17 protein-coding genes and 1 pseudogene are annotated in these 20551 nt (G+C 64.8%); 16 read left to right on the top strand and 2 right to left on the bottom strand.

Annotation, left to right across the window (positions count from 1 at the left end; all coding sequences use genetic code 11):
* Positions 1 to 29 precede the first annotated feature (29 nt).
* From ISS20_RS09935 to ISS20_RS09915, 5 genes are all read left to right on the top strand, one after another.
* Complete coding sequence (locus tag ISS20_RS09935; RefSeq protein WP_291436130.1) at positions 30 to 3599, top strand: indolepyruvate ferredoxin oxidoreductase family protein; 3570 nt, start codon at positions 30 to 32, stop codon at positions 3597 to 3599.
* Positions 3600 to 3897: 298 nt separating this feature from the next.
* A complete protein-coding gene (yajC, locus tag ISS20_RS09930; protein WP_015016243.1) occupies positions 3898 to 4233 on the top strand; it encodes a preprotein translocase subunit YajC in 336 nt (111 codons plus the stop codon).
* 106 nt (positions 4234 to 4339) lie between these two features.
* Positions 4340 to 6223 (top strand): protein translocase subunit SecD, encoded by a 1884-nt coding sequence (secD, locus tag ISS20_RS09925; RefSeq protein ID WP_291436125.1) that lies wholly within the window; start codon positions 4340 to 4342, stop codon positions 6221 to 6223.
* Between the two features lie 12 nt (positions 6224 to 6235).
* On the top strand, positions 6236 to 7186 hold the full coding sequence (gene secF / locus ISS20_RS09920; RefSeq protein WP_291436123.1) for a protein translocase subunit SecF: 951 nt from the start codon (positions 6236 to 6238) through the stop codon (positions 7184 to 7186).
* Between the two features lie 17 nt (positions 7187 to 7203).
* A complete protein-coding gene (locus ISS20_RS09915; RefSeq protein WP_291436121.1) occupies positions 7204 to 9594 on the top strand; it encodes a DUF1631 domain-containing protein in 2391 nt (796 codons plus the stop codon).
* Positions 9595 to 9678: 84 nt separating this feature from the next.
* Here ISS20_RS09915 and dprA read toward each other — a convergent pair whose 3' ends face one another.
* Together dprA and ISS20_RS09905 are read right to left on the bottom strand one after the other, a co-directional pair.
* Positions 9679 to 10836 carry a DNA-processing protein DprA gene (gene dprA / locus ISS20_RS09910; protein WP_291436119.1) on the bottom strand — a complete coding sequence of 386 codons (1158 nt, stop codon included), beginning with the start codon at positions 10834 to 10836 and terminating at the stop codon, positions 9679 to 9681.
* A 79-nt stretch (positions 10837 to 10915) separates the two neighbouring features.
* Positions 10916 to 12118: a LysM peptidoglycan-binding domain-containing protein gene (locus tag ISS20_RS09905; protein WP_291436117.1), complete on the bottom strand. Its 1203-nt coding sequence runs from the start codon at positions 12116 to 12118 to the stop codon at positions 10916 to 10918.
* Between the two features lie 199 nt (positions 12119 to 12317).
* Here ISS20_RS09905 and def point away from each other — a divergent pair, with 199 nt between their 5' ends.
* From def to ISS20_RS09850, 11 genes and pseudogenes are all read left to right on the top strand, one after another.
* Positions 12318 to 12827, top strand: a complete 510-nt coding sequence (def, locus tag ISS20_RS09900) for a peptide deformylase (protein WP_291436116.1) — start codon at positions 12318 to 12320, stop codon at positions 12825 to 12827.
* Positions 12827 to 13333: a hypothetical protein gene (locus tag ISS20_RS09895; protein WP_291436114.1), complete on the top strand. Its 507-nt coding sequence runs from the start codon at positions 12827 to 12829 to the stop codon at positions 13331 to 13333. Before def ends, ISS20_RS09895 begins: the two co-directional genes overlap by 1 nt.
* Before the next feature lie 58 nt (positions 13334 to 13391).
* The gene (gene fmt / locus ISS20_RS09890) at positions 13392 to 14366 is read left to right on the top strand and encodes a methionyl-tRNA formyltransferase (protein ID WP_291436112.1); all 975 of its coding nucleotides are present in this window, start codon (positions 13392 to 13394) and stop codon (positions 14364 to 14366) included.
* Positions 14363 to 15187, top strand: coding sequence for an AzlC family ABC transporter permease (locus ISS20_RS09885; protein ID WP_291436110.1), 825 nt, complete (start codon positions 14363 to 14365; stop codon positions 15185 to 15187). Before fmt ends, ISS20_RS09885 begins: the two co-directional genes overlap by 4 nt.
* Complete coding sequence (locus ISS20_RS09880) at positions 15184 to 15519, top strand: AzlD domain-containing protein (RefSeq protein ID WP_056742894.1); 336 nt, start codon at positions 15184 to 15186, stop codon at positions 15517 to 15519. The genes ISS20_RS09885 and ISS20_RS09880 overlap by 4 nt, the downstream gene beginning before the upstream one ends.
* Positions 15520 to 15603: 84 nt before the next feature.
* Entirely contained in the window at positions 15604 to 16803 is a 1200-nt protein-coding gene (locus ISS20_RS09875) for a phosphoglycerate kinase (protein WP_291436107.1), read from the top strand.
* Positions 16804 to 17018: 215 nt separating this feature from the next.
* Positions 17019 to 17705: a hypothetical protein gene (locus ISS20_RS09870; protein WP_056742898.1), complete on the top strand. Its 687-nt coding sequence runs from the start codon at positions 17019 to 17021 to the stop codon at positions 17703 to 17705.
* The gene (locus ISS20_RS09865; RefSeq protein ID WP_056742900.1) at positions 17702 to 18259 is read left to right on the top strand and encodes a FlgO family outer membrane protein; all 558 of its coding nucleotides are present in this window, start codon (positions 17702 to 17704) and stop codon (positions 18257 to 18259) included. The genes ISS20_RS09870 and ISS20_RS09865 overlap by 4 nt, the downstream gene beginning before the upstream one ends.
* A gap of 185 nt (positions 18260 to 18444) precedes the next feature.
* Entirely contained in the window at positions 18445 to 19269 is an 825-nt protein-coding gene (gene pyrF / locus ISS20_RS09860; RefSeq protein ID WP_291436103.1) for an orotidine-5'-phosphate decarboxylase, read from the top strand.
* Between the two features lie 99 nt (positions 19270 to 19368).
* Entirely contained in the window at positions 19369 to 20268 is a 900-nt protein-coding gene (locus ISS20_RS09855; RefSeq protein ID WP_291436101.1) for a LysR family transcriptional regulator, read from the top strand.
* Between the two features lie 164 nt (positions 20269 to 20432).
* Positions 20433 to 20551 (top strand): annotated as a pseudogene (locus tag ISS20_RS09850) (tripartite tricarboxylate transporter substrate binding protein); the annotation flags it as partial.

Raw genomic sequence — 20551 nt, 5'->3', positions numbered from 1 at the left:
CTGCACGCCCTCCCCACAGGAATCTGCCCATGAATGCCCCCCTACCCGAGTCCATCCGCAAAGCGCTAGAGACAGTCACCCTGGATGACAAATACACCCTGGGCGAGGGCCGCGCCTTCATGAGCGGGGTGCAGGCCCTGGTGCGACTGCCTATGCTGCAGCGCCAGCGCGATGCGGCGGCGGGGCTCAACACTGCGGGCTTCATCAGTGGATACCGGGGCTCACCCCTGGGCACGTATGACCAGGCGCTGTGGGCGGCCAAGAAGCACCTGGCGGCCAACAACATCGTCTTTCAGCCCGGCGTGAATGAAGAGCTGGGTGCCACGGCCGTCTGGGGCACGCAGCAGCTGGACCTGTACCCGCAAAGCAAGAAGTTCGACGGCGTCTTCGGCATCTGGTACGGCAAGGGCCCGGGCGTGGACCGCTGCTCGGACGTGTTCAAGCATGCCAACATGGCGGGCACGGCCAAGCATGGCGGCGTGATCGCCATTGCGGGAGACGACCACATCAGCAAGAGCAGCACGGCTGCGCACCAGAGCGACCACATCTTCAAGGCCTGCGGAACGCCGGTGTTCTTCCCCAGCAGCGTGCAAGAGATTTTGGACATGGGCCTGCACGCCTTTGCCATGAGCCGCTTCTCGGGCGTGTGGTCGGGCATGAAGACGATTCAGGAGGTCGTGGAATCGTCCGGCAGCATCAACATCGACCCGGACCGCGTGAAGATCGTGATGCCCGAGGACTTTGCGATGCCGCCCGGCGGCCTGCACATCCGCTGGCCTGATGCGCCGCTGGAGCAGGAAGCGCGCCTCATGGACTACAAGTGGTATGCGGCGCTGGCGTACATCCGCGCCAACAAGCTCAACTACAACGTGATCGAAGGCAAACAAGATCGCTTCGGCATCATCGCCAGCGGCAAGGCCTACAACGACACGCGCCAGGCCCTGGTGGACCTGGGCCTGGACGACGACACCTGCCGCCAGCTCGGCATCCGCGTGCACAAGGTCAACGTGGTGTGGCCGCTCGAAGCCACCATCACGCGCGATTTCGCCCAGGGCCTGCAGGAGATCCTGGTGGTCGAGGAAAAGCGCCAGGTCATCGAATACCAGCTCAAGGAAGAGCTGTACAACTGGCGCTCGGACGTGCGCCCCCACGTGCTGGGCAAGTTCGACGAGCCCGAGGGCGACGCGACGGGTGGCGAATGGTCCATGCCCAACCCGAGCCAGAACTGGCTGCTGCGCGCCAAGGCCGACCTCACGCCCGCCATCATCGCCAAGGCGATTGCCAAGCGCCTGAAAAAACTGGGCGTGCCTGACGACATCATCGCCCGCATGGATGCACGCATCACCGTCATCGAAGCCAGCGAGCGCGGCATGGCCGAGCTGAAGGTGGACACCGGCGAGCGCGCCCCGTGGTTCTGCAGCGGCTGCCCGCACAACACCAGCACCCGCGTGCCCGAGGGCTCGCGCGCCGTGGCCGGCATCGGCTGCCACTACATGGCCAACTGGATGCCCGACCGCAACACGTCGACCTTCACGCAGATGGGCGGCGAGGGCGTGACCTGGGTGGGCCAGGCGCCGTTCACCACCGACCAGCACGTGTTCGCCAACCTGGGCGACGGCACCTACTTCCACAGCGGACTGCTGGCCATCCGCCAGAGCATCGCGGCGGGCACCACCATCACCTACAAGGTGCTCTACAACGACGCCGTGGCCATGACCGGTGGCCAGCAGGTGGGCGAGCGGCCCGAGGGCCACTCGGTGCTGCAGATCATGAACAGCCTCAAGTCCGAGGGCGTGGTCAAGCTGATCATCGTGACCGATGAGCCGCAGAAGTACGATGGTGTGGCGCTGGCCGAGGGCGTGACGGTGCACCACCGTGACGAGCTCGACACGCTGCAGCGCCAGTTCCGCGAGATCAAGGGCTGCACGGTCATCATCTACGACCAGACCTGCGCCACCGAAAAGCGCCGCCGCAGGAAGCGCGGCACCCTGGCCACGCCCGACAAGACCGTGGTCATCAACGACCTGGTGTGCGAGGGCTGCGGCGACTGCTCGACCAAGTCGAACTGCCTCTCCGTGGAGCCGGTAGAGACGGAATTCGGCCGCAAGCGCCGCATCAACCAGAGCACCTGCAACAAGGACTACTCGTGCGTGAACGGCTTCTGCCCGAGCTTCGTCACGGTCGAAGGCGGCAAGCTCAAGAAGCCCAAGAAGGAAAAGAAGGGCGACCTGTCGGCGCTGCCTTCCATTCCTGAGCCCATCCTGCCCGTGGCCGAGACGGCCTGGGGCATCGTGGTCGGCGGCGTGGGTGGCACGGGCGTGATCACCATCGGCTCGCTGCTGGGCATGGCGGCGCACCTGGATGGCAAGGGTGTCATCACCCAGGACGCCGGTGGGCTGGCCCAGAAGGGCGGCGCCACCTGGAGCCACATCCAGATCGCCAACCGGCCCGAGGCCATCTACACCACCAAGGTCGATACTGCCAAGGCCGACCTGGTGATTGGCTGCGATTCCATCGTTGCTGCGCACAAGTACACCCTGGCCGTGATGCAGCCGGGCCGCACCTTCGTGGCGCTCAACACCCACGGCACGCCCACGGCGGCCTTCGTGACCAACCCCAACTGGCAGTTCCCCGGTGCCAACTGCGACAGCGCCATCGCGGCCGCCGTGGGCGCGGGCGGCGTGGGCAGCTTCGATGCCGAGCAGGTGGCCACCCAGTTGCTGGGCGACAGCATCTACACCAACCCGCTGATGCTGGGCTATGCTTGGCAGAAGGGCCGTGTGCCGCTGACTTTCGCCTCGCTGATGCGCGCCATGGAGCTGAACGGCGTGCAGGTAGACAACAACAAGGCCGCCTTCGAATGGGGCCGCCGCTGCGCGCACGACCTGGTGGCTGTGCAGGCGCTGTTCCAGGCCGCGCAAGTGATCCAGTTCGTCAAGAAGCCGTCCGTGGCCGAGATGGTGGCCAAGCGCGTGGAGTTCCTGTCGGGCTATCAGAACGCCGCTTACGCCTCCGAGTACCAGGCCTTCGTCGAAAAGGTGAAGGCGGCGGAAGCGAAACTGGGTAGCGGCACCCGCCTGTCTGAGGCTGTGGCCCGCTACCTGTTCAAGCTCATGGCCTACAAGGACGAGTACGAAGTGGCGCGCCTGCACACCGACAAGGCCTTCACGGACAAGATCGCGAACATGTTTGAAGGCGATTACAAGCTGGTGCACCACCTGGCACCGCCCCTGACTGCCAAGAAGAACGACAAGGGCGAGCTGGTGAAGCAGCCGTTTGGCCCCTGGATGCGCAGCGCCTTCGGCCTGCTGGCCAAGATGAAAGGCCTGCGCGGCACGGCACTGGACATCTTCGGCAAGACCGAGGAGCGGCGCATGGAGCGTGCGCTGATCGTCGAATACCGCGCCTGCATCGACGAACTGCTGGCCCGCTTGAGCGCCGATAATCTGGCGCTGGCTGTGGAAATTGCCCGCATCCCCGAAGAGATCCGTGGTTATGGCCACGTGAAGGAGCGGCACCTGAAGGCTGCGCGTCCCAAGTGGGACGGCCTGATGGCCCAGTGGCGCACAGGCACTTCGGCCCAGCGCCAGGCGGCCTGAGCGGCCCTTCTCGGTCGATCCCCCGTGTAAAAGCCCGCACTTGTGCGGGCTTTTGCTATAAATAATGCAGCTATCGAGGCATATTTCACTAGCGCATCAGCCGGGTTTTGCCCGTATTTCCCTGCGGATGCCCTGGTGGGTTCGGCAGGTGGCAAACACCCGCTGTGGGCTTGGGTCTTACCCCTTGGGCGGTGCCCAGGCCGCCGCATACAATGCCCTGTTCTGCCCCAGCGGGCGCTTCGGCGCTTGGTGTGGGCGGGTTGTGTGAATTTTGACCATCCGTTGTGGAGTCCAGTCCGTGTTTATTTCTTCCGCTTTCGCCCAAACCGCACCTGCCGCAGCCGCTGGCGGCGGTGACATCATGTCCTCTCTGACCGGCATGCTGCCCCTGGTGCTCATGTTTGTGGTGCTGTACTTCGTCATGATCCGCCCCCAGATGAAGCGCCAGAAAGAACACCGCGCCATGATCGACGCCATCGCCAAGGGCGATGAAGTGGCTACCGCCGGTGGCATCGTCGGCAAGGTCACGCGCCTGTCCGAAGGTTTCCTGCACATCGAGATCGCCAGTGGCGTGGAAGTGCAAATGCAGCGCAGCGCTGTGGTGCAGGTGCTGCCCAAGGGCTCCGTCAAGTAATCCATGAACATCCCCCTGAGGCGCTGCGCGCCCCGGCTCGGCCGGGCGCGGGGTCAGGGGGCGCTGGCGCGTAGGGCGCCTGCACAACTGAGGTGAGAGCGCGATCATGAACCGTTATCCGGTCTGGAAGTACGCGATCCTGGTGATCGTGCTGCTGGTGGGGGCCTTGTACACCCTGCCCAATTTCTTTGGCGAGGCGCCTGCCGTGCAGGTCTCGTCGGCCAAGGCCACCATCAAGGTGGACACCGCCGTGCAGCAGCGGGTTGAAGAAGCGCTCAAGGCCGCTGGCGTGACGCCCGACTTTGTGGCGCTGGAGGGCAACTCGGTGCGCGCGCGTTTTGACACGCCCGACACCCAGCTCAAGGCCAAGGACGCGATCCAGAAGGCGCTGGTGCCCGATGCCAACGACCCTTCCTACATCGTGGCTCTCAACCTGGTGTCGCGCTCGCCGCTGTGGCTCAAGGCCCTGCACGCCAATCCGATGTACCTGGGGCTGGACCTGCGCGGCGGCGTGCACTTCATGCTGCAGGTGGACATGCAGGCGGCGCTGACCAAGAAGGCCGAGTCCTATGCGGGTGACATCCGCACGGCACTGCGCGACAAGAACATCCGCCATGGCGGCATCAGCCGCGACGGCCAGTCCATCGACATCAAGGTGCGCGATGAAGCCACGGCCACGGCCGCGCGCAACCTGATCGCCGACCAGTTTGCCGACCTGCAAGTCACCACTACGCCAGAAGGCACAGATTTCAAGCTGCGTGCATCGATCAAGCCCGAAGCCACACGCCGGGTGCAGGAGCAGGCGCTCAAGCAGAACATGGTCACGCTGCACAACCGGATCAACGAGCTGGGCGTGGCCGAGCCCGTGATCCAGCAGCAGGGCCTGGACCGCATCGTGGTGCAGTTGCCCGGCGTGCAGGACACCGCCAAGGCCAAGGACATCCTGGGCCGCACCGCCACGCTGGAAGTGCGCATGGTGGACGAGGGCACCGAAGCCCGTTCGGCAGAGACAGGCCGTGGTCCCGTGCCGTTTGGCTCCGAGCGCTACCTGGAACGCAACGGCCAGCCCGTCATCGTCAAGAAGCAGGTCATCCTGACTGGCGAAAACCTGACCGATGCGCAGCCGGGCTTTGACGGCCAGACGCAGGAGCCCACTGTCAACCTCACGCTCGACGCCAAGGGCTCCCGCATCTTCAAGGACATCACGCGCGAGAACGTGGGCAAGCGCATGGCCATCGTGCTGTTTGAAAAAGGCAAGGGCGAGGTCGTCACGGCCCCTGTCATCCGTTCCGAAATCGGTGGTGGCCGTGTGCAGATCTCGGGCCGCATGACCACGGCCGAGGCCAACGACACCGCCCTGCTGCTGCGCGCTGGCTCGCTGGCCGCGCCCATGGAAATCATCGAGGAATACACCATCGGCCCCAGCCTTGGCGCCGACAACATCGAGCGCGGTATCCACAGCGTGGTGTGGGGCATGTTGGCCATTGCCGTGTTCATGTGCATCTACTACACGCTGTTCGGCGTGTTTTCCACTGTGGCGCTGGCTGTCAATGTGCTGTTGCTGATGGCCATTTTGTCCATGCTTCAGGCCACGCTCACGCTGCCTGGCATTGCCGCCATGGCACTTGCGATCGGTGTGGCTATTGACTCGAACGTGCTCATCAATGAACGCATCCGCGAGGAGCTGCGCGACGGGGTGTCGCCCCAGGCGGCCATCCACGCGGGTTATGAACGCGCCTGGGCCACCATCCTGGACTCGAACGTGACCACGCTGATCGCGGGCTTGGCATTGCTGGCCTTCGGCTCCGGTCCAGTGCGCGGCTTTGCAGTGGTGCACTGCATCGGCATCCTGACCAGCATGTTCTCTGCCGTGTTCTTCTCGCGCGGCCTGGTGAACCTCTGGTACGGCCGCAAGAAGAAGCTCAAGAGCGTATCGATCGGCCAGGTGTGGAAGCCTGAACCCGACAACGCTGTGGCAAAGACGAACTAAAGGAGGAAGACCATGGAATTCTTCCGCATCCGAAAAGACATCCCCTTCATGAAGCACGCGTTGATCTTCAACGCGATCTCCTTCATCACCTTCGCGCTCGCCGTGTTCTTCCTGGTCACTCGCGGACTGCACCTGTCGGTAGAGTTCACGGGCGGTACGGTCATGGAAGTGGCCTATAGCCAGCCTGCTGAACTTGCCAAGGTGCGCGAGACTGTGGCGGGGCTGGGTTATGCCGAAGTGCAGGTGCAAAACTTCGGTACGGCCCGTGACGTGATGATCCGCCTACCCGTGCAAAAGGGCGTCACATCCGCGCAGCAAAGCGAGCAGGTGCTGGGTGCCCTCAAGGCTGCCGACCCCGAGGTCACACTGCGCCGCACGGAGTTCGTAGGCCCGCAGGTGGGCGAGGAACTCGTGCATGGCGGGCTCATGGCGCTGGCCATGGTGGTCGTAGGCATCGTGATCTATCTGGCCTTTCGCTTTGAGTGGAAGTTTGGCGTTGCGGCTATCATCGCCAACCTGCACGACGTGGTGATCATCCTGGGCTTCTTCGCATTCTTCCAGTGGGAGTTCTCGCTGGCGGTGCTAGCGGGCGTACTGGCCGTGCTGGGTTACTCGGTGAACGAATCGGTCGTGATCTTCGACCGGATCCGCGAGGCCTTCCGAAAGTACCGCAAGATGACCACGCACGAGGTGATCGACCACGCCATCACCAGCACGATGAGTCGAACCATCATCACCCATGCCTCCACCGAGGCGATGGTGCTGTCGATGTTCTTCTTTGGTGGCCCCAGCCTGCACTACTTTGCATTGGCGCTGACCATCGGTATCCTTTTCGGCATCTATTCCTCGGTGTTCGTGGCGGCGGCTATTGCCATGTGGCTGGGCGTGAAGCGCGAGGACCTCGTCAAGCCCGCCAAAAAGGAGGGGGATCCCAACGATCCCCATGCCGGAGCTACCGTCTGACCCGCTAATATCTGTTCATGCACACCACGCCCCCTTCCGTTCCGCAACGCCGCCTGGCCCGCCAGGCGCGCCAGCGGTTTGTAGAAGGGATCTGTGGAGGGTTGGTGGACCTGGACAAGACTGTCCAGGACTTCCTCACCGCGTTGATGAACCAGACGGGCACAGCCCGCGAGATGCAGTCGCGCCGGGATGCGTGGCTGCAGTACCAGCAAAAACATTCCGCATGGACGGAGCGCGCCGGCAAGGCCTGGCAAGAGGCGCTCGCTCCCCATGTCAGTTCTACACGCGGCCAGCTGGCAGCCGGCAGCGGCGGGCTCAGCCAGTTTGAGCTGCTCAGCGACGATGTGGTCGAGAACAAGATATTGGCCTCGCGCATGGCGTTGACAGTGAATGAGCAGGTCAGCCACCAGTTCGACACCTTGCGCCAGCGCACCCAGTCGCTGGAGGGCCAGGAGCTGGACAGCAGCGACATCCTGCGGCCTGACACCGTATGCCTATTGCTCGTGGAGCAATGGGTGGAGGCCGGTCTGCCGCGAACGGACCTGCAAACCGTGGTGGACCCCCTGCAGCGCGAACTGGCCAACCTGCTGCAAAAGCACTACCAGGCGGTCAACGTGTTCTACGTGGAGCAGGGCATCACGCCGCAGGCCGATCTCAGATCCAAAGTGCGTCGTACCCAGGGAGGTTCGGTAACGGGTAGCGGCGGGGGCGATTCGGGTTCGGGGGGGCTGGCTTCCCAAGCCTTGGCGCAGACCCGCCAGGCCATGGCTGCAGCCCGCGGAGGCATGCAGCCCCCTGACATCGCCGTAGGCCGGCCCATGGGGCCACCGGGCTCGCAGATGCCGCCACCCATGCACGGTGGCTACCCACGTCAGCACGGCATGCCCACGGCCTTTGCTACGGGCATGACGCCCTTGGCTCGTGCGCGCCAGCGTGCACAGGGTGTGATGGGACAGCTGCGGCGTCTGCTCACGCAGCCCGCCACCGGTTTCGACATGGTCAATGCGCCACCCGCATCGGCTGCATTGGCCCACGCACTCACGGCGCACCGCGTGCATGCAGACACCTATTACAGCGGCGTAGCCACATTGATGGAGGACTACAGCCCTGCTGCGGTGGTGCAGCTGGTAGGCGCCGTACGAGAGCGCTCCACCGAACTCAAGAAGAAGGCAACCACTTCGGGCGAGAAGGCGATCATCGAGGTGGTCGCCTTGATGTTCCAGAGCATCCTTGCCGAAGACCGTATCCCGCCCGCCGTCAGGGTGTGGTTTGCTAGGTTGCAGGTGCCTGTGTTGCGTGTGGCATTGGCCGAGCCCGAGTTCTTCAGCAATCTCGATCACCCCGCCCGCAAGCTGATCGACCGTATGGGCGCCTGTGTGCTGGGTTTCGACGCGACCAGCATCAACGGCAGCGCGATGGAAGCCGAAATTCGCCGTGTGGTGCAGGTGATCGAGCAGTACCCAGAGACCGGACGTCGTGTCTTCCAGCTGGTGTATGACGAGTTCGAAAAATTCCTGGCCAAGTTCCTGACCGAAAAGCAGGTCACTTCGCGACTGGTCAGCGTGGCCCAGCAGGTCGAGCAACGGGAAACGTTGGCCATCCAATACACCATTGAGCTGCGCACCATGCTGCGTGACATGCCGGTACGCGACGAGATCCGCGAGTTCCTGTTCAAGACCTGGGCCGAGGTGCTGGCGCTGTCGGCTGTGCGCGACGGCCCGCAGCATGCCGATACCGTAGCGTTCAAGCGCACTGCCGCTGATCTCGTCTGGGCGGCCAGCGCCAAGCCCAATCGCAGCGACCGGGCCCAGGTCATCCAGAACCTGCCCGCATTGTTGCAGCGCCTGCGCCAGGGGCTGACCCTGCTGGGCGTGAATGGCGCAGCCCAGGATGCCCAGGTCAAGGTGTTGACCGACACCCTGGCCGACGCCTTTTTGTCCAAGACGGCGTCTATTCCCCAGGCGCACATCGATGCCATGGCCAAGCGGCTGGCCAATCTCGAAGACTTCATCAGTGATGCATCGCTGGGTGACATGCCGCTCAATGCGGACAACATCGAGATGATGCTGGGCATCGATGCGTCGTCCATCCATGTGGTCGCCGACAACGGTGCTCCGGTGGACGATGCCATGGTGGCCTGGGCGCAGGACTTGCAGCCGGGCACCTGGTACACGCTGGACCACAACGGTGCATCGGCCCAAGTGCAGTACGCCTGGCAAAGCCAGCGCAAACAGTTGCACCTTTTTGCGGCCGTGGATGGCAGCAGCTACCTGATCCAGTTACGCCGCCTGGCCGCATACTTGCAGGCTGGCTTGCTGGTAGCTCAGGACGAAGAAGGCCTCACGCTGCGCGCTACACGCGATGCCCTGGCCAAGCTGGACGCCAACCCTGAGCGGTTGTTGGATTGAGCGCGTCTGGTCTGGTGCGCCACCCTTGATGGGCTTTGGTGCCACATGTGTCCGTCTGGTCGTACTGCGTTCCCGAGCGGCCTACTAACCCCTGCCGATCCTCTGAAACAAGCCCCCCGGCAACCGCGCCACGCTGCCGACCAGCTCCAGCTCCAGCAAGGCCACCTGCAGCGCCGATGCGTCCATGCCTGTGCGCGCGACCAGCGCATCCAGGCCCATGGGGTCATAGCCTAGCGCCGATAGCACGGGGCCTTCTGCCCCGCCCAGTGCCGCAGCGTCCGTACCTTCTTGGGGCAGACCCGGCACCGTGGTGGCGGGGATTTTGAGTTCTTCCAGCACATCCTGGGCGGACTCCACCAGCTTGGCGCCCTGGCGGATCAGCGCATGGCAGCCGCGTGACTGCGGTGCGTGGATGGAACCCGGGATGGCAAACACTTCGCGGCCTTGCTCGGCAGCCATTCGGGCGGTGATCAGTGATCCCGACGCCAATGTGGCTTCCACCACCAGCGTTCCCTGCGAGACGCCCGAAATGATGCGGTTGCGCTTGGGAAAGTTGGCGGGCAGCGGCGCAGTGCCCAGAGGGTACTCGCTGACGATCAGTCCTTGCGCCGCAATGCGATGGGCCAGGTCCAGGTTCTTGCGCGGATACACGCGGTCGAGCCCGGTGCCTACCACGGCGATGGTGGCGGCCCTTGCGCAAGGGGTCGTCGCCGAGTCCAGCGCGCCTTCATGGGCCGCCGCGTCCACGCCGAGCGCAAGCCCTGACACGATGGTCAAGCCCGCCCCGCACAATGCCCGAGCAAAGAGGCGGGCGTTTTCCGCGCCCTGAGCGGTGGGGTTACGACTGCCGACCACTGCGAGGCAGCGGTCACTCGGAAAGGGCTGCTGCTCCAACAGTGACGCTGGGCCCATGAGGTAGAGCAGCAGCGGTGGGTCTTCCGTGTCCAGCAAAGCCTGCGGATAGCGCAGGTCACCCAGGCTCACGATGGCTCGTGCCGGGCCTTGCGGCGCGGCGCTGGCAAGCCATTGGGCTGTGGTCTGCCACAGTGCTTCCCATCCTTCCGGAATCTCGCACAAGGCCCGCACCTGAGCAGCTGGCACACAGTGCTGCAGTGCCGTCTCGGTCTGCTGGAAGATGGACTGCGGCAGACCAAAGCCCGCCAACAGGCGCCGCGCAGCGCCATTGCCCACGCCAGGCGTCAAGGTCAGTCTCAGCCAGGCGCCGAGCTCGTCGTGGTCCATGGATACCATTGCGGCGCAGCAGTGTTGTCACCGCAGCGCAGAAACCCCGCGCTGCGATGGGAACTGCCGACCCTTGACGTTACTTGGGGTTGACCAAGCGGTCGCCGACGCGCACACCGTTACGGATTTCCAGCAGCAGCACATAGGAAACGCGCTCAAAGGTGCGGAACACCATGGCGGTACCGTTGATTTCACTGGGCAACTTGACCATCGCCTTGTTGCTGTCGGTCATGTCCTTGATGCGGTCGCCCTTGGTGAGCAGGCTAAGCACATGCCCGGGCTCCAGTCCGTCCTGCGAACCCATGTTGATGGCCACCACCTGATTCTGACCCGCGTAGGCCACCGCAGAGCTGCCATAGATGGACACTACACGCGCATCGACTTCGCTCTGGGGCGCTCGCGGGGTGAAGCTCATGAAGGGTCGGGCCGGTGCTGGCAGGAGGCGGTCGCCCGCGCGCACGTCCTCCTTGGTGGCCGACAGATCCACGGTGGCAGGGATATATTCCGCCGTGTATCCACCCTTGCCATTCGGAATCTCCTCAAACGACTCGCCGCGCACCAGTTCCGCCTTGCCCAGGTACTGCGCCTCATATCCCAGCACCTCGCCTGAGATGGGGTCCTTGAGGGCTACGGCATTGCGAAACACGCGGTAGTAGCGGGACTCGCCGGCTTCCGCCAGCATGGGCGCCGAAGCATCTCCACGCACATAGGCGCGGTCCCCGGCCGCCATCAGTACACGCTCGTCGGTCGTTGCGATCACGCGTGGGGCGCGCAACAGCACTTGCTCGTCCACCACGAGGGGCTCGACCAGGAAGGGCTCGATCAGGTGCTGCTTGAGCGTGGGCAACGCGGAGTCTGCCAAGCTGTCGCTGCGTGTACGCGGCGAGATTCGCACGGTCTCCGGCTCGTTGGAGCGGCTGGTGCTCAGGCGGGCGTAACCATCTTCCTTGATCAGGTAGAGGGTCTGGCCCGGGAAGATCAGGTGCGGGTTGGGGATGGCTTTGAGGTTCATGCCCCACAGCTCAGGCCAGCGCCAGGGGCGCTTGAGGTACATGCCCGAAATGCCCCAGAGCGTGTCGCCCCGCTTAACGGTGTAGGTGTCGGGTGCGTTGGGCGCCAGCTCTTCCAGCGGTACACCCCGCTCGGACACCTGCTGCGCAGTGGCGCGCTGGCTGCTGGAGATGGGGTAGTTCTGCGCCTGAGCCGGCATGACCAGCAGGGCGCCAGCAATGATGGTGAGTGCGCCCAGGGCGGTCCGCCGCACGCTGGTGAATGCCGTCATGTTGTTCCTTTTCTCATGCATTGGGAAACGCCCCCTCGCTGGCACCTCGGCGCACAAAGCAGGCGTGCGGCCGGGCAAATACGTTACAAAGCTTCTTAGATTCTCTGCTCAAGCCCTTGATTCGGCAACGATTATTGGCTCGCAAGGCGGCAGCAGGCCGCAAAAGTGGCGAAAATAGCGACATCTCTTACCTGCAGCCATGGCAATCCTTCCCATTCTCTGTTACCCGGACCCCCGGCTTCACAAGGTCGCCCGCCCTGTCCAGGCGGTGGACGACCGCATTCGCACTCTGGTGGCCGACATGCTGGCCACGATGTACGACGCGCACGGCATTGGCCTGGCGGCCACCCAGGTGGATGTGCATGAGCGGCTGGTGGTCATCGACGTGTCGGAGGAGCGCGATCAGCCCCTGGTGCTGATCAACCCTGAGCTGGTCTGGACCAGCGCCGAAAAGCACCTGAACGAAGAAGGCTGCCTCTCGGTGCCCGGCATTTATGACGGAGTGGAGCGTTTTGATGCCGTGCATGTGCGCGCGCTGGACGCCCAGGGCCAGTCCCGCGTGGTCGAGGCGGACGGCCTGCTTGCGGTCTGTATCCAGCACGAGATGGACCACCTCATGGGCAAGGTGTTTGTGGAATATCTGTCCCCCCTCAAGCGCAACCGCATCAAGACCAAGATGGTCAAGCAGCAGCGGGAGGCGCGCGGGTGATGCGCACAGCGCTCTGCGTCCGTCGGGGCGTCGGAGTGCTGGCGCTTGTTGCGCTGGTGTGTCAGCTGGCGGGCTGCGTACTGCCGGCACGCGAACAGCCTGGCGCATTGCGGGCCGATGTGATCGCCCGCCTGGGCCCGCCAACGGCCACGATTGCGCTGACCTCGGGTGAGCGCTTGCTCTACTCAGAACTGCCCGCCGGGTTTGCTGCCTACAACCTCGACTTTGATGCCAGTGGCCGGCTGATGCGCAACGAGCAGGTGCTGACGCAGCAACGGTTTGAGAGCCTGTCCGGTGGCCGCTGGACCCGTACCGACCTGCAAAACACCTTCGGGATGCCCCTGCGTGTCGAGCAGGTGGCCCGTTTCGATGGTGACATCTGGACCTACCGTTTCCGGCAGAACTCGGACCTGCGCCTGGCCCATGTCCACCTGGATCGCCAGGGCGTGGTGCGCCAGGTGCTGTTCACCGACGAGTTGCCGAATTTTGACAATGCGCGCGACTGACAGATGGGCCCGCTGAGCCACTGAGTCCTGCGCCCCACCTGAGCCGATATCCGTTTTCATGAGAGTCATTTTTGCCGGTACGCCCGAATTTGCCCGTGTGGCGCTGGAGCGGCTGTTGTCCGCAGGCTTCACGGTACCGCTGGTCCTGACGCAACCTGACCGCCCCGCGGGTCGCGGCATGAAGCTGCAGGCGTCGCCTGTGAAGCAGTGTGCGTTGGAGCACGGGATCGCTGTGGAGCAGCCCCGCAGCCTGCGCCTGGATGGAAAGTACCCCGAGGATGCGGCCGCAGCGCGCGAGGCCCTGCTGGCCGCGCAGGCCGATGTGATGGTGGTGGCTGCCTATGGGCTGATCCTGCCGCAGTGGACCCTGGAGCTGCCGCGCCTCGGGTGCCTGAACATCCATGCCAGCCTGCTGCCGCGCTGGCGCGGCGCGGCGCCCATCCACCGTGCCATCGAGGCGGGTGACTTTGACACCGGCATCACCATCATGCAGATGGATGCAGGGCTGGACACGGGCGACATGCTGCTGACCGAGCGCATGGCCATCGCCCCAGGCGACACCACGGCCACCCTGCACGACCGCCTGGCCGCGCTGGGCGGACGCATGATCGTTGAGGCCCTGGAGCTGGCGGCCTGTGGCGGCCTCACCGCTGTACCGCAACCAGCCGACGGCGTCACCTACGCCCACAAGATCGAAAAGGCCGAGAGCACCATCGACTGGACGCTGTCCGCGGCGGTCATTGGCCAGCGCATCCGGGCGTTCGATCCTTTTCCTGGGGCCAGCACCGATTGCAATGGCGAGACGGTCAAGATCTGGAGCTATGCTATTGATAGCAACCAAGGTATATCGGACAAGCGCCCTGGGCAAATTTTGGCCGTAGATGGCTCGGGGGTGACTGTGGCGTGTGGTGGTGGCACGGCCCTGCGCCTGACCACCTTGCAGCGCGCCGGTGGCAAGCGGCTGGCGGCGGCCGACTTTTTGCGTGGATTTGACCTGCAGCCTGGCATGGTGCTGGGCGCGACCCCTGCATGAGTGTGTCGGCAGCGCTGGGCCCTACGCTGCGCCATCCATCGTTCCGGATGGCAGTCACCGACATGGCGGGCACCTCGTTGGGCATTGCGGCCTGGGGGTTGGTCACCGGGGTGGCCATGGTCAAAAGTGGCATGTCGATCGGCATGGCCGTGTTCATGTCGCTGCTGGTGTATGCCGGCAGCGCCCAGCTCGCCGTCATTCCGCTGCTGTCCGTGGGCGCGCCGCTGTGGGTGGTGTGGCTCACGGCCGCCTGCGTCAACCTGCGGTTTGTGATCTTCAGCAGCATGTGGCGCAGCTACTTTGCGCACCTGCCGCTGCGCCAGCGCCTGGCCGTGGGGTATTTCAGCGGGGACGTGATCTACGTGGCGTTCATGAAGCGCTTTCCGGAACCCCGGCCGGCCCCAGAACAGGTGCCGTATTTCTGGGGCGCGGCCTCCACCAACTGGCTGGCTTGGCAGGTGCCGTCCATCGCCGGCATCCTGCTCGCCAACGCGGTGCCTCTGTCCTGGGGGCTGGGTTTTGCGGGGGTGCTGGCCTTGCTGGGCGTGCTGCTGTCCCTGCTGTTTGATCGGGCCACCTGTCTCGCCACGGGCGTTGCAGCGACTGCGGCGATTGCTGCGTTTGCCTTGCCGCTCAAGCTCAACATCCTGGTGGCGCTGGCGGCCGCCGTGGCGGCGGGGCTGCTGATGGAGGCCGTGGACCGCCGCCGTCGCCAACCCGAGTTGCTGCTGGTGCCCGCCGACAGCGTCATGCCGCCGGAAGAGCGCGAGCATGTCGAGGCGGGCGATGTGGTGCCGCTGCGCGAGGAACGCCACCCATGAGCTGGTCCTGGATCTATCCCTTGCTGGCCACGGTGGGCCTGGCTGTGATCACGGTGGTATCGCGCTCGTTCTTCATGATCCCGGAGCGTGAGCTGCCCCTGCCCGACTGGCTCAAGCGTGGCCTCAAATATGCCCCGCTGGCCGCGCTCACTGCCGTCATTGCACCCGAGATCCTCATGGTGCAGGGCGAGCTGATCGACACCTTCATGGACGCACGCCTGCCGGCCGTGCTGTTCGCCAGCGTGTATTACTTCTGGCGCCGGGGCATCCTGGGCACCATTCTGGTGGGCATGGCGGTGTATCTGCCACTGCACATCGGCTGGGGCTGGTAGGTGCTGGCGGCAGCCGGCCGCGTCAGCAGGGCCGCCTAAAATGGCGCCCCTGATCCACCGGCCCCTCCAGGAACCCTCCACCCCATGAACATCCTTCGCTTTTCCGATCTGTGCGCCCAGGGCAAGGCCCGCAACCAGCGCGTCTTCATCCGCGCCGACCTGAACGTGCCGCAAGACGACGCCGGCAACATTACCGAAGACACCCGCATCCGCGCCTCCATTCCCGCCATCCGCATGGCGCTGGACGCCGGTGCCGCAGTCATGGTGACCAGCCACCTGGGCCGTCCGACCGAAGGCGAGTTCAAGCCCGAAGACTCCCTGGCCCCCGTTGCCAAGCGCATGGCCGACCTGCTGGGCCGCGATGTGCCCCTGGTCGCCAACTGGGTGGACGGCGTGCAAGTGGCCCCCGGCCAGATCGTGCTGCTGGAAAACTGCCGCCTGAACGTGGGCGAGAAGAAAAACAAGGAAGAGCTGGCCCGCAAGATGGCCGCGCTGTGCGACATCTTTGTGAACGACGCGTTTGGCACCGCCCACCGCGCTGAAGGCACGACCTACGGCATTGCCCAGTACGCCCCCATTGCCTGCGCTGGCCCGCTGCTGTCGGCCGAGATTGACGCCCTGACCAAGGCCCTGGCGCATCCCCAGCGCCCGCTGGCTGCCATCGTGGCGGGCTCCAAGGTGTCCACCAAGCTCACCATTTTGCAAAGCCTGGCCGACAAGGTGGACCAGTTGATCGTCGGCGGCGGCATTGCCAACACCTTCATGCTGGCTGCGGGCCTGCCCATTGGCAAGAGCCTGGCCGAGCCCGATCTGCTGGATGCCGCCAAGTCCGTGATGGCCGCCATGAAGGCCCGTGGCGCGGAGGTGCCGATCCCCACCGATGTGGTGGTGGCCAAGACCTTTGCAGCAGACGCTCCCGCCACCGTGAAGGCCGCCACGGACGTTGCGCCCGACGACATGATTCTGGACATTGGCCCCGAGACCGCCGCCCGCCTGGCCGCGCAGCTCAAGTCCGCAGGCACCATCGTCTGGAATGGCCCTGTGGGCGTGTTTGAATTCGCGGCTTTCGAAAACGGAACCCGCACCATCGCTGCCGCCATTGCCGAGTCGCCCGCCTTCAGCATCGCAGGCGGTGGTGACACATTGGCGGCCATTGCCAAGTACGGCATTGAAAAACAGGTGGGTTACATCTCCACCGGTGGCGGGGCCTTCCTGGAAGTGCTGGAAGGCAAAAAGCTGCCCGCTTTTGACATCCTGGAGCAGCGCGCAGCCGCTGCCGTGTAAGCAAATGCAAGGCGGGCCCTTCAGGAGTGGCTCTGCCTGGTTGCACGCCTTGCATCGGCACACAACTGTGACCAAAAACAACGAACTGTGTACGCCGGAGCGTAGTTAGCGTAATTTTTTCTTGTTTTTGTTGAGGATACCGCCCAGAATTATTTTTCAATCGTGCGGGTCGCATCTGTTCGGATCCTCGCAAATTCAGTCCGTAGGAGGGAATCATGTCGTTTTCAAAGGCAATCAGCTTGGCCGTGCTGGCTGGCGCTGTGGCAACTTTGGTGGGGTGCGCACAGAGGGCGCCTATTCCCGTCGCGGAAAATTTCGAGTACACCTCGCAGCCCAAGGTCCGCTCCGCCGGACATTGGGACCTGGTCTCGCGCGATGTGGTCAACCAGACGCTGAGCACCCTGGACAAGGCCGGCGTGGCCCCCAACACCCCACTGCATGTGTCCTTGCCCGCCAACGCCACGCAGTTTGAAACCGCCTTTCGCGAGTTCCTGATCACCAAGCTGGTCCAGAACGGTGCCGTGGTACAGCAGAACCTGGGCCAGGCCCTGGAAGTCTCCTACGGTATCCAGGTCGTGCGCCACAACAGCGACCGCCCGCACTTCATCCCTGGTCAGTTCACCATGCTGGCTGCAGGCCTGTTTGCCGCCTACGGCCTGCGCCATGAGCATATTGACGCCCAACTCGCAGCGGGACTCGGTCTGACCCTCGCCGCCGACTACGCCAACAGCATCAACTCCGGTGGCCCGACCAACACCGAGCTGATCCTGACCACCACCGTCACGCGCGGTGGTCAGTACCTGGCCCGCAAGACCGACGTGTACTACCTGGAAAACGCTGACACCCCGTTGTTCACGCGCCCCTCGTACAAGAACGTCAACATGAAGGTTGTCTCGCAATGAAAACCCCCGCACTTCTTCTGACGGTGCTGGCCGGCGTGGTGCTGGCCGGTTGCGCCAACAACGCTGCGCCGGTGCGCGTCGAGCCCACGTACCAGGAAGCCGCCAGCAGCCAGTTCATCCAGAGCAGCCGCGACGCGGTGACCAAGCTGACCACCGGTTTCGATATGAACTCACTGGGCGGCGGGCCCGTGCTCGTGGCCACCGTGGTCAACGTCAACGACCTCAGCCGCGCTGCCCCGCTGGGCCGCACGTTGTCCGAGCAGTACGCCACCAGCATGGCGGCCAGCGGCTTCAACGTGAAGGAAATCAAGCTGCGCGGTGACGTGTTCGTGCGCGAAGGCCAGGGCGAGCTGCTGCTGTCGCGTGAGATCAAGGACATTGCCCGCAACCACAACGCCTCGCTGGTGCTGGTGGGCACCTACTCGGCGGCCGCCAACTACACCTACGTGAGCCTGAAGCTCGTGCGCACCGAAGACAGCCGCATCGTGCGTGGCTACGACTACGCGCTGCCCAACGACCGCGACGTGCAACGCCTGCTGGCTGTGCCCCGCTGATCTTTCGTTTTCACCAGGGACTTGTTGCTCCCTGTGTTCCCGCAAAAAGGCCGTCTCGACGGCCTTTTTTGTTGCCCGGTGGCACACCCCGCGGTGCCTGACATCTCCACTGCACAGCGCCTCTCCTTGACGATCACGGTCCCCGGCGGGGGCATCCCGTGCCCACCCACCTAAAATCACGCCCCATGAACTTCACCGACATGCTGCGCGACGCCACGGCACAGAACAACTCCCTGCTGTGCGTGGGCCTGGACCCTGAACCCACGCGGTTTCCCGCCGCGATGCAGGGCGACCCCCGCAAGATCTATGACTTTTGCGCGGCCATCGTGGACGCCACCGCCGACCTGGTGTGTGCCTTCAAGCCGCAGATCGCCTACTTTGCCGCGCATGGTGCCGAGGACCAGCTCGAACGCCTGATGCAGCACATGCGGGCCAACGCACCGCAGGTGCCGGTGATCCTGGACGCCAAGCGCGGCGACATCGGCTCCACGGCCGAGCAGTACGCCAAGGAGGCCTTCGAGCGCTACGGTGCCGATGCCGTCACGCTGTCGCCCTTCATGGGCTTCGACTCCATCGAGCCCTATCTGGCCTACCACGGCAAGGGCGCGTTTTTGCTCTGCCGCACGTCCAACCCCGGCGGCGACGACCTGCAGACCCAGCGCCTGGCCAGCGTCGAGGGCCAGCCGCTCATGTACGAGCATGTGGCGCGTCTGGCGCAAGGCCCCTGGAATAAGAACGGCCAGCTCGGCCTGGTGGTGGGCGCCACCTACCCGCAGGAGATCGAGCGCGTGCGTGCCATCGCGCCCACGCTGCCGCTGCTGATTCCGGGCGTGGGGGCCCAGGGTGGTGATGCCGCCGCCACCGTGCGCGCCGGGCTGCGCAGTGACGGGCCGATCATCGTGAACTCGTCGCGGGCCATTCTTTACGCGTCCAAAGGCGAGGACTTTGCTGCGGTGGCGCGTGCCGAAGCCACACGCACCCGAGGCGTTCTGGAAGCTGCCCGGGGCTGAGCCCTCTCACTCCGACCGCGGTGTCTGGTCCTCTAACGGGGCTGGCACAGCCCAGGCACCAGCCCACCGACCGGACAGCCGCCCCTTCAGGAGCCGACGATGCAGTTGAAATGGCTGGAAGACTTCATCGTCCTGGCGCAGGAGCGCAGCTTCACGCGTGCGGCCGAGCTTCGGCACGTCACGCACCCCGCGTTTGGCCGCCGCATCCGCGCGCTGGAGGCCTGGGCAGGCACGCCGCTGGTGGAGCGCGGCAATGGCGGCCCGGTCACCCTGACGCCTGCCGGGCAAAGTTTTCTGGAGACCGCTGGCCACCTGGCACGCAGCCTCACCCAGTCGCACGAAGAGTTGCAAAGCCTGGCCGGGCGCCAGGCCCGCACCGTGACCCTGGCCACGGGCCGCACGCTGGCGCGCACCGTGGTGGCCGACTGGCTGGTGCGCCTGCAGCCCATTTTGCAAGGCGGCGAGCTGTGCATTCGCACCCGGGCGCTGGCCGACACCGTGGGCATGCTGGAGCGCAACGAGGCTGATTTTTCGCTTGTGTACCACCACCCGGCCCTGGCCATCCGGCTCGATGCGCGGCAGTTCATGCACCTGACGGTGGCCTCCGACCGGCTGGTGCCGGTGTCGCGCGCCACGGCACAAGGGCAGGCTTTGCACCGGTTCGGGCCCGACGCCACGCTGGTGCCCTATCTGGCCTACGCGCCCCAGCTGGCCCTGGGGCGGCTGGTGGAAGACCACCTGGCGCACAACCCCCATGCCCCAAGGCTGCAGCGCGTGGTGGAGTGCGACTCGGCCGACGCCCACTACGAATACGTGCAAAAAGGCCTGGGCGTTGCCTGGCTGCCCTGGTCCATGGTGTTTGCCGACTGCAAGGCCCAGCGGCTCGCGCTGGCGGGTGACGCCCGCATGGAGGTGCGTTTTGACGTGCGCCTGTACCGCCCCAAGCGCCGTCTGGGGCCGCTGGCTGAGGCGCTGTGGAAGGCCCTGGCCCAGCGCTGATGCACTCTCGCTGAACGTGAGTGGCCTGCGGGTTTCCCCGTGCCATGTATCCTGAATCAGCACGGCCTGGTGCCGTTTTGGCACCAACGGCCAACGGCGGCTTTTTCACAATCAAATCCATACCCCCACCTGCCCCACCCCCGCTTTTGCCAAGGAGTTCCGCCATGACCACCGTCCATCCCCTGCGCCGTGCTGCACTGCTGTGCGGCCTGGCCGTTCTCGCAGCCCCCGCCATCGCGCAAGACGCCTACCCCAGCAAGCCCATCACCATCGTTGTGGGCTA

The organism is Acidovorax sp. (assembly GCF_016783915.1).
Taxonomy (GTDB): domain Bacteria; phylum Pseudomonadota; class Gammaproteobacteria; order Burkholderiales; family Burkholderiaceae_C; genus Acidovorax.
The sequence above is the reverse complement of the archived record's forward strand: the minus strand, read 5'-3'. Positions and strand labels throughout refer to the sequence as shown.